Raw genomic sequence first — 14,062 nt, 5'->3', positions numbered from 1 at the left:
GACGAAGGAGCAACGGCATGACAGACGAGCAACCGGCAACGGGGCGGCGCGACAGGTCCGTGGCGAGCCCGGTGGCGGAGCGCGCGGGGTGGGACGAGGTGGACGTACGGGCCGTGGACACCGTACGGCTGTTGGCGGCCGACGCGGTGCAGAAGGTCGGCAACGGTCACCCGGGGACGGCGATGAGCCTGGCCCCTCTGGCGTACCTCCTGTTCCAGAACGTCATGCGCCACGATCCGGACGACGACCGGTGGCTGGGGCGCGACCGGTTCGTACTCTCCTGCGGGCACTCCAGCCTGACCCTCTACATCCAGCTCTACCTGGCCGGCTACGGCCTGGAGCTGTCGGACCTGGAGGCGTACCGGACCTGGGGCTCGGCCACCCCCGGGCACCCCGAGCACCGCCACACCCGAGGTGTGGAGATCACCACCGGACCGCTGGGGCAGGGCTTGGCCAGCGCGGTGGGGATGGCGATGGCGGCCCGCCGCGAACGCGGGCTGCTCGACCCGGAGGCCGAACCGGGCACCAGCCCCTTCGACCACCACGTCTACGTCATCGCCTCCGACGGGGACATGATGGAGGGCATCACCGGGGAGGCCGCTTCCCTGGCAGGCCACCAGGAACTCGGCGATCTCACCGTCTTCTACGACTCCAACCACATCTCGATCGAGGACGACACCGATATCGCCTTCAGCGAGGACGTCCCGGCCCGGTACGCCGCCTACGGCTGGCACGTACAGACCGTCGACTGGACGCTCACCGGCGAGTACGTCGAGGATGTCGACGCGCTCCTGGCCGCCGTGCGCGCGGCCAGGAACGAGACCGGCAAGCCCTCCCTGATCATGCTGCGCACCCTGATCGGATGGCCGGCCCCCACCAAACAGAACACCGGCAAGGCCCACGGCTCCGCGCTGGGCGAGGAGGAGATCGCCGCCACCAAGACACTGCTGGGCTTCGATCCGCGCCAGCACTTCACCGTCGAGGACGAGGTCCTGGCCCGGACCCGCGCGGTCCGCGACCGAGGACGCCGGGCACGCACCGCCTGGGACGAGGACTTCGCGGCCTGGCGCACCGCGCACCCGCGGCGCGCCGTTCTCCTGGACCGTCTGCGCGATCAGCGCCTGCCCGACGGCTGGGAGGACGCCCTTCCCGTTTTCCCGGCCGACAGCAGGGGAATGGCCACCCGCGCCGCCTCGGGCAAGATCCTCAGCGCGCTCGCGCCCGTCCTCCCGGAACTGTGGGGCGGTTCCGCCGACCTCGCCGGGAGCAACAACACCACCATGGACGGGGAACCGTCCTTCGTGCCGGCCGACCGTCAGACCAGGGACTACAAGGGCGGTCCCTATGGGCGCACCCTGCACTTCGGCATCCGAGAGCACGCCATGGGCGCGATCCTCAACGGCGTCGCGCTGCAGAGCCTCACCCGCCCGTACGGCGGCACCTTCCTGACCTTCTCCGACTACATGCGCCCCGCGCTGCGCCTGGCGGCACTCATGAAGCTGCCGGCCACCTACGTCTGGACCCATGACTCCATCGGCCTGGGCGAGGACGGCCCCACCCACCAACCCGTCGAACACCTCGCCGCGCTGAGGGCCATCCCCGGCCTCGACGTGGTACGCCCCGCCGACGCCAACGAGACCGCGGCCTGCTGGCGCACCGTCCTCGAACACCATGACCGGCCCGCCGGGCTGATCCTGAGCCGGCAGAACCTGCCCGTCCTGGACCGCGACAGCGGAGATCACGCGCCCGCGAGGCACGCGGCCAGGGGCGGGTACGTCCTCGCCGACGCCGCGGACGGTGTGGTGCCCGACGTCATCCTGATCGCGACCGGCTCCGAGGTCCACCTCGCCCTGGACGCCCGCACGTCGCTGACGGCCGACGGGCTCGCCGTACGCGTGGTGTCGATGCCCTGCCGGGAGTGGTTCGCCGCGCAGTCCCAGGAGTACCGGGACGAGGTCCTGCCGCCTTCCGTACGTGCCCGCGTGAGCGTGGAGGCCGCCGTCGGGCAGGGCTGGCGCGACGTGGTCGGCGACGCCGGCCGGATCGTCGGCCTGGAGCACTACGGCGCCTCCGCCGACTACGAGCGCCTGTACACGGAGTTCGGTATCACCCCTGGGGCCATTGCCGAAGCCGCCCGTGACAGCATCCACGACACCCGACAGCCACCACGGCCCGGCGGCCGGCAGCAGACGTCAGCCGCCACCGAAGCGGGTACGGGCGACCGGCCCTGACCCACACCGCGGGGGCTCGGCCGAGAACTCTTCGTCATCCGCCCGATGCGCGGGCACCCGTTGAGGTGCCCGCGCATGGCCCGCGTGCGGTGGGGTACCCGGGGAGCAAGCTGTCCCATCAGAAACCAGGAGGCCGTACATGGTTGTCCCGCGCCCGCAGATCCTCCGCGTGCTGCTGTCCCGCTACGCGGAGGCACGCATCCGGGCGCACGAGGACGACACAGCGGCCGGACGGCGCGCGCTGGACGACGTGGCCTACACGTTGTGTGTGATCACCGGGACTCGCTCCGTCGAAGACGCCCTCGCGCGCGCGGACCGCCTGCTGGCAGTGGACCAGCCGGATCGAGCCCAGCGCCGTGGCGGAGGCCACTGCGAAGCCGTACCGTCACTCGCGGTCTGAGCCCCAGGGCCGTCCGCTCCATGAGAGCGGCCGAGGCCGAGGCGCAGGAGACACCTCCGTACCTCTCCGTGCATCGGCAGTTGAAATGCCGAACGGCGAGGATCACCTGCCGGACAGCGTTTTATCGACGTTTTATCGACGAGAGCGCCGCGCGGTTCTCCTCGGGACTCGACGGGTCGCAGCCCGGCGCGGAGAGCGCGGAAGCAGTGCGGGCGGGGGCACGCCCGGTGCGTTCCTCGCGCGAGCCCTGGCCGTCGCCGTCGGCTTTCCCGGGCCCGACCGGCTCGACGTCACCCGCGGCGCCCGGCCGCCACATGGCCTTCGGCTCCGGCATCCGCCCGTGCCCGAACGTGTCGAGCCGTCGGGACCGGTCGGCATGCCGCCGAGGTGGAGGAAGAAAGTATCGGTGCCGCAGATGCCGCAGGCGCGGATCCGCATCAGCACGTCCTTGGGTCCGGGCACGGGGCGTGCGACGTCCGCCACGTCGATGCGGCTCTGGGCGCCCGTCAGCACGGACTTCATCGTGGTCATGGAGGCTACTCGCGCCAGAAGGTGAACTTCGACGTCACTCAGGGCCAGACGCATCAGATCCACGTCGTGCGACCGGGGCTCCGCGCCCGCGCTGTTCGTCAACGGCACCTGGCGAGACGGCGGCCCGCGCAGATCTGCTGATCCGTGTGCCCGCCGGTCCGTGCGCGGAGCCTCGTCAGGGGGTGCGAGGCGAGCCGACGGGCTGCCGGCCCGCACCGCGCCCGTGAGGGGCGGCGCGGGCAGCCGGTCACTTCCGGCCAACCGTGGAGGAACACCACCGGGCGCCCCTGGCCCCAGTCCTTGTAGAAGATCTCGACACCGTCTCGTGTCGCACACGTCGGCATTCCGCGTCCTTTCGCTCCCACAGGGAGAAACCCCGTCCCGAGCCTGCCCCAGGCCGATAGCAGAAGCCACTCACAGCATCACCCGGCGTAACGCCCCCTCGATCGGCCGAGCCGATGGCCAGAGCCCTCAGCCCAAGCCCGTGATCAATCTCAGCGTTGTTTCCCGCGCGGGACCCCGATCAGCGGTGCCCCGATGAGGGGACAGGGCCCATCGGCCGGAATCTCCGGTTGATGCCGGGGGACGGGCCGGCTGCCGGGTCCGGAATGCGGCGACGGATCGAGGCTGAGGCAGGACGGACGGGCACCAGGGGCGCGGTCCGCGGAGCGGAAATCACCCAACTGGTTACCCGTCGGCCGGGCACTGTACGACGGCGGGTGCGCGGCCAGGCACGGCTGCGTGCGCCGCCACCACCGCAGGACGAGGATGAAACGTTCCAAACGTGTGGTCTTCTCCGCGCGTGCGGCTTTCGGCGGTCGCGCGAAAACTGGGACGCGTCGCCGCGGTGAACCCGAAGGCCGCGCGAGCAGTCCTTACCGACCGCGCAGGATCGTTGGCGCTACCCGCTCATCCGCGGGCGCCACGGTGTCCCGCGGATGAGGCGAACGGAGAACGCGATGCACGGACCGACCGAGGCCCGATCCGCTCGGCAGGAGAACAGGAAACCGTCGACCGGCCGGCTGGGCGCCGCCATCGTGGGGCTCGGCGGGGCGGTCGCGACCACCGCCGTGGCCGGGGTGGAGCTGCTCAAGCTCGGCATATGCGGGCGCGACGGCTTGCCGCTGGCGTCGCGTACCGACCTGGTGCCCTACGAGGAACTGGTGTTCGGCGGTTGGGACCTCTCGGCCGACGACCTCGCCAAAGCCGCTCACCTGCACCGCGTTCTTGAACCGGCCCAGATCGAGGCGGCCGCTCCCCAGTTGCAGCGGCTGAGCCCGTGGCCGGCGGTGGGGGACCCCGACTACTGCCGCGCGGTGACCGGCGCCAATGTCGTACCGTTCGACAGCCCGCGCGAGCGCACCGAACATATCCGGGAGGACCTGCGGCGCTTCCGGGATGAGCAGGGCCTCGACACGGTGGTCGTGGTCAACCTCGCCTCGACCGAGCGGCTGCCGGACCCCGCTTCGCCGGCCCTCGCCTCGCCCGAGGCGTTCGAGACGGCCCTGGACGCGGGTGACGAGGCGCTCACTCCCGCGATGCTGTATGCCTACGCGGCCCTGCGGGAAGGCATGCCGTACCTCAACTTCACTCCCAGCTCAGGGGCCGACGTACCGGCGCTGGTACGTCTGGCCGAGCGGCTGGGTGTGCCGATCGCCGGCAAGGACGGCAAGACCGGGCAGACGATGGTGAAGACGGTGCTCGCCCCCGCGCTGCGCTCGCGGGCGCTGAGAGTGGAGGGCTGGTACTCCACCAACCTGCTGGGCAATCGCGACGGCCGTGCGTTGGAGGATCCCGACTCGATGGCCAGCAAGATGGCCACGAAGGAGTCGGTACTGGACGCGGTGCTCGGCTACCCGGTGGAGGACCATCAGGTACGCATCGAGTTCTACCGGCCGCGCGGCGACGAGAAGGAGGCGTGGGACAACATCGATCTCGTCGGCTTCCTCGGCCGCCGCATGCAAATGAAGATCGACTTCCTGTGCCGGGATTCCGTGCTGGCCGCGCCGCTGGTACTGGAGCTGGTCCGGTTGCTGGGCGAGGCGCGACGCCGTGGGGAGCGCGGGGTACAGGAACAGCTCGGGTTCTTCTTCAAAGCCCCGATCACGGCCGACGGGAGCGTCCCGGAACACGCTCTGTACCGCCAGGAGCAGACGCTGCTGGACTGGCTGGACAACGGGGGCCTGGCGGCAACCAGCGGTCGGTCATGACGCAGGCCGATCCCCGTCCCGCGATGCGGGACGGGGAGGTGCCGTACGGGACGTTGCGCGCCGTCGTTCCGCTGTTGCGTGAGATGGGCGACTTCAAGCGGGTGCGTACGGCGGCCGACGGCGCCTCGATGGCCGAACGCGCCTTCCGCCGGTCGTGGGCGGAGCTGACGCGGGACGGGGACCCCGAGCGGGTCGCGCTGCGCGAGTGCGCGGCGGCCGTGGCCGGGGCGCGTCTGGCGGGGATCGACGGCGCGGTGCTGCGGCGGTGCGGTCTGGCGGCCGACGAGGCGGTGGCCGTTCTGGAACGGTCCGTGGCCCAGCACGCGGACCGCGTCGACCCGGTGACGGCCCGCCTGCTGGTCGAGGCGCTGCCGGACCTGGTGGAGGAACGTGGGGACGGCCCCGTACCCGCGTTCGCGGAGGCGCTGTGCGCCCAGCCGCGCGCGGGTGCGACCTGCCCGGGGCGGCCCCGGTTGATGGTGGAACCGCCGGAGAGCCATGGCGACCACTGCTGGGCGGTGGCGGTCTACGGGGTGCTGCTCGCCGAGTCGTTCCACGCCGTTCCCGGCGACGTGTTCCTCCTCGGCCTGGCCCACCACCTGCCCAACGCGGTGCTGCCCGACGCGGGCTTCGCCGGCGAGGCCCTGCTGGGCCGGCACCTGCCCGCGGTCATGGCACGACTGACGAGGCAGCAGCTCGACGCTCTGCCGGAGGCTCTGGCCGCGCGGGTGGAATCCCTGCTCGCTCTGCGCGAGGCAGCGGATGCCCCGGCCGCGCGGGCCTTCCACGCCGCTGACGTTCTCGACCGCGTGCTCCAGGTGCGCCATCACGCGCGGGCCGCCGCCTTCACCGCCGAGCATGCCCTGGAGGAGCTGGACCTCGTACATCCCTGCGCGGTTTCGGGCTTCCACCGGTCGGTGCTGGACGCGGCGGAGTCGGCGTGAGCCGCCCGGTGGGCCGCGCGGCGGACAGGGACGCGGCACTCGCCCCCGCGGCGGCCGTGAACCGACCGGGCGTGGACGCTCCGACGTCCGGGGCGGCCGGACTGGTCAGCCCGGGAAACGGGGCCCCGTTGCGGTCCTCCGGCCCCGGGCTGTTGTTCGACGGAGAACGACACTGGCCCGTCGTGGCGGGCATCCCCTGGCTGCGCGCCAACCGCGATGATCTGCGCCGACGGGCGGTGCGCCACATCGAAGGAGGTGATCCGGACAGTGCCGCGCTCGTGCTGCTCGCCGACGCCGACGACTGGTGGGACGGGCCCGCCCCCTCCCCGGGCGATCTGCGTGCCGCCCTCGGGGCGGCCACTCTGCGCGAGGCGGTGACCCTGCTCGGCATGGGCAGGGTCGGGGCGTACTTCCTGCACCGCTGGAGCGATCCGACCTGGCTGGCGGTGCTCGCCCTCACCACGAGGCACTCCCCCGCTCGTCTGCCGGTGCTGGAACTGGCCTGCGGCGCCGGGCACCTGCTGCGGGAACTGCGGCTGCGCGGGCACCGTGACGTGACCGGAATCGACGTGGTCTTCGCCAAGCTGTGGCTGGCCCGTCGCTTCGTCGTCCCCGGGGCACGGCTGGTCTGCGCGGATGCCACCGCTCCGTGGCCGCTGCGTCCTCCGGGACGTCCTGCCTACGTGGCCTGCCACGACGCCCTGTACTTCCTGCCCCGCAAGGAGGAGGTGGTACGGCGCGCGCTGGCATACGCCGGCGGTGGCGGTGTCGTCCTGGGCCACTGTCACAACTCCCTCGTGGACGGGCCGGTTTCCGGGCTTCCCCTGGACCCGCCGGGGTGGCGCGCGCTGCTGCCCGGCGCGCTCTGCTACGACGACGCCGAGCTGACCCGCTCCGCCCTGGAAGGAACACCGCCCCGGCCGCGAGGAGCCGGTGAGCTGAGCGGCTGTGCGGCCATGGCTCTGGTGAGCGGACCGCCCCCGCCGTCCGTGTCCGGCCCACTCCGCTATGAACGGCCGGTTCCGGGACGCGCCTTGCGCCCCAACCCGCTCTACCACGACGGTCTGCTGCGCTGGCCCGGGGAACGCTGGCGTGACGAGTACGGGCCCGCCGCCCGCGCCTACCTGCCCGAGCGCGTCGACCTCGGCCGCGCGCTGCTCGCCGATGCCCGGTCCGGGCGGCTGACACCACGGGTGGCCGAGCTGGCGCGCCGCCGGGTGCTTCTCGATCTCCCGGAGCGATGGTGAACACCGCGAACGGGCGAGCCGCTCCCGCCGCCGTGTGCCGGTGGGCGGTCGTCGGATGCGGCTGGGTGGCACGCGACCACTTCCTGCCAGGACTGCTGGCGTCCGCCGGCGGCGAGGACGGCGGCCCGGTGCCCCGGCTCGTCGCCGTGACCGACGTCGATCCGTCGGCCGCCGCCCGGCTGGCGGTGCGGGCGCCCGGTGCCCGCACCGCCGACGATCTGAGCACCCTCCTGGACACGCACCGGCCCGACGCGGTGTACGTCGCGACGCCCAACCACGCCCACCGCCCGGCGGTCACGGCGGCAGCCGCGGCGGGAGCCGCGGTGCTGTGCGAGAAGCCGCTGGCCGCCGACCTCGACTCCGCCGAGCGGCTGGTCACCGCCTGCGACCGGGCGGGGATCCTGGCGGCGACCGCCTACGACCAGCGTTTCCACCCGGCTCATCAGGCCGCGCGGCAGGTGGTGGCCGCCGGGGAACTGGGGACGGTCACCGCGGTGCGCGTCACCTACTGCTGCTGGCTGCCACCCGCCTGGTCGCCGGACGGCCTCCCCTACGACAACTGGCGCGCGGATCCGGCGCGGGCGGGAGGCGGGGCCGCCCTGGATCTCGCGCCGCACGGACTGGATTTGGTGGGTGTCCTGCTGGGAGGGGACGACGTGGAGGAGCTGACGGCGCTGGTGCAGCGCCGGGTGCACCCCTATCCGGTCGACGACGGCGCGGTACTGGCGGGCCGAACCGGTGACGGCGTCCTGGTCGGCCTGCACGTCTCGTACAACACCCCTGACACACTGCCCCGCCGCAGGCTCGACATCGTCGGCACCCTCGGGCAGCTGACCGCCGTCGACACACTGGGGCAGGACCCCGGGGGACGCTTGTGGCTCACCGGTACGGGTCACGCGCGCCCCACGCCCGTGCCGTTCGACACCGGCCTCTCCCCCTTCACCGCCCAGGTCTCGATGTTCTCGTCGGCCGCGCTCGCGGTACGCGCCGGCCGCCCGGTGCGGCGGGCCTGGCCGTGGCCGCTGCGCCGCGACCTGGCCCTGCACCGGATGCTGCTCGACGCGCTGGCCCGCGCCGGCGCGGCTGCGACGCCGGGCACGTCCCGGCCGCCGGTCATGTCCCCCGCCGAGGAAGGCTGACGATGACGCTGTCGATGTACGCCTGCGCCAACTGCGGACACTGGCAACAGTGGTTCGCCACACCGCCGCTCTGCCCGGTCTGCTGTGACGTGCGCAACGCGCTGCCCGAGGACGGCTGGGACCTCCCCGACGAGAAGACGCTGGAGGCGCTCCTGGTCGCGGAGTGGTACCGGCCGGTGCCGGGCGTCACCGGATTCCGTGCCTCACCGTCCTTCGGTCTGAACTCGACCGGCTGGCTGATCGAGAGCGACGGCGGCAACGTCGCCTGGGAGGCCGCCCCTTACTACCCACCCGACGCACTGGCCGAGATCGAGCGGCTCGGTGGCATCGCCCGGCTGGGCTCCAGCCATGTTCACGGCTACGGCGCCCTGTGGCAATTGCAGCGCCGCTTCACCCCGTCGGTGGTGGCCATCGGCGTCCAGGATCTGGCCTGGACGAAGGCGTTTCGGGTGACCTGGCCGGTGGACGACCGCCTTGCGCTGGCGCCCGGCCTGACCGTGTACCGCACCGGAGGCCACTTCCCCGGCCACTGTGTGCTGCACGACGAACGCCGCAAGATCCTGTTCTGCGGCGACGCCCTCAAAGTCGAACTGGACGGCACCGTGCCGCGGGCCCTGTCCTGCCACAAGGCGTACCACGCCCGTATTCCGCTCTCGCACGACGAGGTGCGCCACTACCGGTCGGTGATCGGCGCACTGGACTTCGAGGCGGTGGCCACCCCCTTCGAGTTCGCCGCTCCGGTGACCACCGCGGACGTGTCGCGCCTGTTCGACCGCCAGCTGGCCGGCCGGCCCGACACGAGCGCCCTCGCGCTGGGAGGAGACCGATGAGCCCCGGCGCCGAGCCGTCGATGGTGCGGACGTACCGGGAAGCCCTGGCCCCCGGCCGCCAGCAGGACTTCGACATCAGCGCGGCCGATCGGATCGCTCTGCCGGTCGTCTCGGCCGACCATCTGGACGCGGCGGGCGCCCACAAGAGCGCCTGCGGATACGGAGCGGACCTCGCCCAGGCCCGAATCGGCGCGTACGGCGAACTCGCCGAGGAAATCCTGCTCGCACGGCGCATGGCCCGCACGGAACGCGTCCGCGCGTCCTACGCGGACCTCGTGCGCGAGCGGGGCCGGAACGGAGTCGCCGATCCGGTCGCCCTCGTACTGCCGGCCGGCGCGGACTACACCCCCGAACGCCCTCTGGACTGGGTGCCCGCGCGCCGACTGCGCACCGGTGAGGACGTCATGGTGCCCGCCGAGTTCGCCGCGTCCTGCGCCGCGGACCTCCCCGGCGACCCCCCGCCCGGAGGCCGGCTGACGACCCCGGTCACCAACGGGCTGGGCGCCGGAGACACCCCGCAGCGGGCCCTTTCCCACGCGCTGCTGGAGATCCTCCAGCGCGACGGCAACGCGACCGCGCACCGGGCCATGGACGAGGGCGTGGTCATCGAGCTGGACGAAGTGCGCGACCCGGTCACCCGCGCTCTCCTCGACCGTCTCGACGCGGCGGGTGTCGAGGTGCTGCCCAAACTGTCGTCCACACAGTTCGGTCTGGCCGACATCCACGTCGTCGGTACGGACAAGGATGCGGGAGCGCGCGAGACCACGGCGGCGCTGGCGCTCACCGCGTGCGGCGAGGCCGCCCACCCGGACCGCGAGACGGCGTTGCGCAAGGCGCTGACGGAGTACGTCTCCTCCCGTGCCAGAAAAGTGTTCTCGCACGGCCCGCTGGAGACGGTCGCCCGCAGTGCGCCGCCCGGGTACCTCGAACGCGTACTGTCCGCGCCGCTCACGGAACAGGAGCCCCGCGCGCTGACGGCCATGCGGTCCTGGGCCGCACTCGACGCCCGCCGACTGCGGAAGCTGCTGGAGCCCACCGTGCTGTCCCGGCGCTCCCGCGTCCTCTTCTCCGCCCTGCCGACCGTGCCGTCCGGCTCCCTCGACGACCCCGCCGCTCTCCTGGACGACCTGCTGCCGCGGCTGGAGGGCTTCGACATCCTGGTGATCGAGGAGGGCGGCGGCGGCGCCCACGCGGTCAAGGCGCTCGTCCCCGGCATGGAGGTGGAGACCATGTCGTACGCGAGGATCGGTGAACGCGGCGTCCGACGGCTCATGACACGCGATAGCCCCCTGGCGGGAGTGGGTCCCCTCCCCCACAGCGGAGCACGGCCGGTGCACCTGACGGCCGAGGCACGCGAACGCCTGGGCGGTCCGGCGTGGTTCGACACCGCCGCCGCACACAGCACGGTCGGGGCGCTGTACCCCCTCTACCGCGAACCCGACCGGCACGCACTGGCCCGTACCAGCGCGGGAGCGCCCCGATGACGTCCACCACCGACAGGCTGCGTTACGCCTACAACACCAACGGCATGACCTCGCACCGGCTGCACGACGCGCTGGCGCTGCTGGCCGACACCGGGTACGACGGCGTCGCGCTCACCGTGGACGTGGCCCACCACGACCCCTTCGCACCGGACCTGGCCTCTCGTACGGCGGCGCTGGCCCGCCGTCTGGACCGCCTGGGTCTGGGCACCACCGTGGAGACCGGGGCGCGCTTCCTGCTCGACCCGCGCCACAAGCACGAGCCGACGCTGATCACCGCCGATCCCGCCGGCCGGGCGCGCCGCCTGGCGTTCCTGCGGCTGTGTGTGGACATCGCCGCCGATCTGGGAAGCGAGGCGGTCTCGTTCTGGGCGGGCGTCCCGGCGGCGGGCACGGACGCCTCCGCGGGGGGCACGGCCTGGGGCCACTTGGTGGCAGGCGTGCGCGCCCTCACGGCGTACGCGGCCGAACGAGGCGTCGTGGCGGCCTTCGAACCGGAGCCGGGGATGCTCGTCGAGGACTGCGCCGACTGGTCTCGGCTGGCCGCCGAGGTCCCCGGCCTGCGCTTGGCCCTGGACACCGGGCACTGCCTGGTCACCGGGGAGCTGACACCGGAGCAGGCGGTACGACGGCACGCCGGGGACCTCGGCGCGGTCGCCGTGGAGGACATGCCGTTCGGCCGCCACGAGCACCGGGCCCCGGGCGAAGGGGACATGGATCTGCCCGCCGTGCTCGGCGCGCTGCGCGCCGTCCACTACGGCGGGCTGGTGAGCCTGGAACTGTCCCGCGACGGGCACCGCGCCGACACCCTGACGGGCACCGCGCTGAAGGCCCTTCGCGACGCCGAGCACTCCGGAGTCGGCGGCACCGCACCTGGCCTCCTCTCGCACCACATCGGCACACCCCAGGGAGCACCATGAAGATCTGTTTCGTCTCGCGACGGTACTGGCCAGCCGTGTCGGGCATGAGCGCCTACGCGGAGAACCTGCTGCGCGCGCTGACCTCGGCGGGCCACGAGACCACGCTGATCTCGCAGTACCGAGGCGACCGCCAGGGCCGCGCCGTCTACGGCGGAGGTCCTCCCCCGCCCGAGCGGGTTCCCGACGGCGTACGGCTGGTGGCGCTGGAGTCTCGGGGCGAACAGGCCGTGGGCGACGGCCTGCCCGCGGACTTCGAGGCCGACGTCACCGTGCTGCGCGACACGATCGCCGGCCTGCACGCCCGTCGGCCCTTCGACGTGCTGCACGCCCAGTACGGCTACCCCACGGGACTGGCCGCCCTGGAGGCGTCCGAGCTACTCGGAGTCCCGGCCGTGGTCTCCATCCAGGGCGGCGACGGCCACTGGGTCGGAACCTGCTGCACCACCCACCGCTCGGCCATGCGCAGGGTGCTGCACGACACCTCGGCCCTCCTGATCGGCTCGTCCTCCTTCAGGGACGAGGTCGCCGCCCGCCACCGGACGTCCGCGGAGCGCTTCACGGTCGTTCCGGGAGCCACCGACACCGCTCTCTTCCGCCCGGCACCCGGGTGGCGTCCGGGAGCCGTCGGCGATCCCCCCGTGCTGCTGTACCACGGCAGGATCGACGCCCGTAAAGGAGTCCTGGACCTGCTGGAAGCGGTACGGCTGCTGATCGCCGAGGGCAGGCCGCTGCGGCTGCGCGTCTCCGGTACCGGCCCCGACCTGGACCGGCTGACCCGTCGGGCACGGCAACGCGACCTCGTCGACACCGTGGAGGTACTCGGCCCCACCGGCTACCACGACGCACCGGCCGTCTACCGCGGCGGGGACGTCTTCGTCAGCCCCACCTGGGCCGAGGGCTTCTCCAACACCATCCTGGAAGCGATGGCCAGCGGGCTCCCGGTGGTGTCCACCGACGTGGTGGGCGTCGTGGACTGCGTGCGCGACGGCCACAACGGGCTGCTGGTGCCACCACGCGATCCCCACGCCCTGGCCGAGGCGATCGGCCGGATGCTGGACGACGCGCCCCTGCGCCACCGCCTCGTGCGCACAGCACTGCGGCAGGTCCGGAGCCAATGGTCATGGCCGGTGGCCGCCCGACGCATCAACGCGGTGTACGAAGCGGTACGCGGTGCATGGCCGGCGGGAACGACGAGCGGAGGATCCTCAGCCGTCGACGGCGTGGAACCGACCGTGGATCCACACTGCCGGTTCCGCAGCGAACCCCACTTGCTGTGACCCCGCCCACGCCGCGCACCCGAACCGCGATCGCCGTCAGCCCGCACCTGGACGACGCCGTATTCTCCGCCGGAGGCGTACTGGCGCTGCTGGCCAGAACGGGCTGGCAGGTCCAGGTGATCACCTGTTTCACCGCGACGGTCGCCGCCCCCTGCCCCTTCGCGCTCTCGACGCAGCTCGACAAGGGACTGCCCGCCGACGTCGACTACATGGCCCTGCGGCGCGCGGAGGACAGGGCCGCCCAGCGGCACCTGGGCGCTCTCCTCCCCACTCACCTCCCCCTGCCCGAAGCCCCACATCGCGGATACGACAGCGCACCGCGACTCTTTCAGCCTCCCCACCGCGAGGACACCGCGGAGACAGACCTACGTCTCCTGCTCGGCCCCCACCTGGCAGAGGCGGACATCGTTCTCGCGCCCCAAGGCATCGGCGACCACGTCGACCACGTCCTCACCGCGCGGGCGGTCGCCGCCGCCGCCGGACACGCGCGGATCGGCTGGTGGCGCGACCTGCCGTACGCCGCCCGGACATCGATGCCGGACGCCGGGCCCCGGGACGGCATCGCCGAAGGGACGAGCGAGGTCACCGTGGACATCGGCACGGTCCTGGCGGAGAAGAGCGCGGCGGTACGGTGCTACACGACGCAGCTCGGTTTTCAGTTCGGCGGGAGCGAGCGGGCCGCCGCGGGCCTGAGCGCCATGGCCCGGTCCGAGGCCGCGCGCGCCGGAGCGCCGTACACGCACGGCGAATCGTTGAGAGCCGGGCCCGCGGCACGCCAACTGCTCAAGAACTACGCCCAGGAGGCGACTGGCTGAGGCGGCGGTCCCCGTGGCTGTCGTGGACGGCGCGGTG

Annotated in this window: 11 protein-coding genes and 1 pseudogene; 11 read left to right on the top strand and 1 reads right to left on the bottom strand. The window is 72.8% G+C overall.

The window, feature by feature from the left end:
• Positions 1-17: 17 nt before the first annotated feature.
• Together tkt and DVH02_RS16425 are read left to right on the top strand one after the other, a co-directional pair.
• Positions 18-2,231, top strand: coding sequence for a transketolase (gene tkt, locus DVH02_RS16430; RefSeq protein ID WP_114624563.1), 2,214 nt, complete (start codon positions 18-20; stop codon positions 2,229-2,231).
• Positions 2,232-2,370: 139 nt separating this feature from the next.
• Positions 2,371-2,631 (top strand): DUF5133 domain-containing protein, encoded by a 261-nt coding sequence (locus DVH02_RS16425; protein WP_114624562.1) that lies wholly within the window; start codon positions 2,371-2,373, stop codon positions 2,629-2,631.
• Between the two features lie 785 nt (positions 2,632-3,416).
• Here DVH02_RS16425 and DVH02_RS36165 read toward each other — a convergent pair.
• Positions 3,417-3,506 (bottom strand): annotated as a pseudogene (locus DVH02_RS36165) (alpha/beta fold hydrolase); the annotation flags it as partial.
• 615 nt (positions 3,507-4,121) lie between these two features.
• On the opposite strand from DVH02_RS36165, the gene DVH02_RS16410 reads away from it, so the two are divergent.
• The 9 genes from DVH02_RS16410 (at position 4,122) to DVH02_RS16370 (ending at position 14,025) form a co-directional block, all read left to right on the top strand.
• Positions 4,122-5,372 (top strand): inositol-3-phosphate synthase, encoded by a 1,251-nt coding sequence (locus DVH02_RS16410; RefSeq protein ID WP_114624561.1) that lies wholly within the window; start codon positions 4,122-4,124, stop codon positions 5,370-5,372.
• Positions 5,369-6,316, top strand: coding sequence for an HD domain-containing protein (locus DVH02_RS16405; RefSeq protein WP_199566306.1), 948 nt, complete (start codon positions 5,369-5,371; stop codon positions 6,314-6,316). The genes DVH02_RS16410 and DVH02_RS16405 overlap by 4 nt, the downstream gene beginning before the upstream one ends.
• A 182-nt stretch (positions 6,317-6,498) precedes the next feature.
• Entirely contained in the window at positions 6,499-7,563 is a 1,065-nt protein-coding gene (locus tag DVH02_RS16400; RefSeq protein WP_199566305.1) for a methyltransferase domain-containing protein, read from the top strand.
• The gene (locus DVH02_RS16395; RefSeq protein WP_114624560.1) at positions 7,557-8,702 is read left to right on the top strand and encodes a Gfo/Idh/MocA family protein; all 1,146 of its coding nucleotides are present in this window, start codon (positions 7,557-7,559) and stop codon (positions 8,700-8,702) included. Before DVH02_RS16400 ends, DVH02_RS16395 begins: the two co-directional genes overlap by 7 nt.
• A 2-nt stretch (positions 8,703-8,704) precedes the next feature.
• Positions 8,705-9,532, top strand: coding sequence for an MBL fold metallo-hydrolase (locus tag DVH02_RS16390; protein ID WP_114624559.1), 828 nt, complete (start codon positions 8,705-8,707; stop codon positions 9,530-9,532).
• Positions 9,529-11,016: a YcaO-like family protein gene (locus DVH02_RS16385; RefSeq protein ID WP_199566303.1), complete on the top strand. Its 1,488-nt coding sequence runs from the start codon at positions 9,529-9,531 to the stop codon at positions 11,014-11,016. Before DVH02_RS16390 ends, DVH02_RS16385 begins: the two co-directional genes overlap by 4 nt.
• Positions 11,013-11,933 carry a sugar phosphate isomerase/epimerase family protein gene (locus tag DVH02_RS16380; protein WP_114624558.1) on the top strand — a complete coding sequence of 307 codons (921 nt, stop codon included), beginning with the start codon at positions 11,013-11,015 and terminating at the stop codon, positions 11,931-11,933. The genes DVH02_RS16385 and DVH02_RS16380 overlap by 4 nt, the downstream gene beginning before the upstream one ends.
• Positions 11,930-13,210, top strand: coding sequence for a glycosyltransferase family 4 protein (locus DVH02_RS16375; RefSeq protein ID WP_114624557.1), 1,281 nt, complete (start codon positions 11,930-11,932; stop codon positions 13,208-13,210). The genes DVH02_RS16380 and DVH02_RS16375 overlap by 4 nt, the downstream gene beginning before the upstream one ends.
• Positions 13,207-14,025 carry a PIG-L deacetylase family protein gene (locus DVH02_RS16370; RefSeq protein WP_199566302.1) on the top strand — a complete coding sequence of 273 codons (819 nt, stop codon included), beginning with the start codon at positions 13,207-13,209 and terminating at the stop codon, positions 14,023-14,025. Before DVH02_RS16375 ends, DVH02_RS16370 begins: the two co-directional genes overlap by 4 nt.
• Positions 14,026-14,062: the final 37 nt, after the last annotated feature.

Source organism: Streptomyces corynorhini, assembly GCF_003346515.1.
In the GTDB taxonomy this organism is placed as follows: Bacteria; Actinomycetota; Actinomycetes; order Streptomycetales; family Streptomycetaceae; genus Streptomyces; species Streptomyces corynorhini.
The sequence above is the reverse complement of the archived record's forward strand: the minus strand, read 5'-3'. Positions and strand labels throughout refer to the sequence as shown.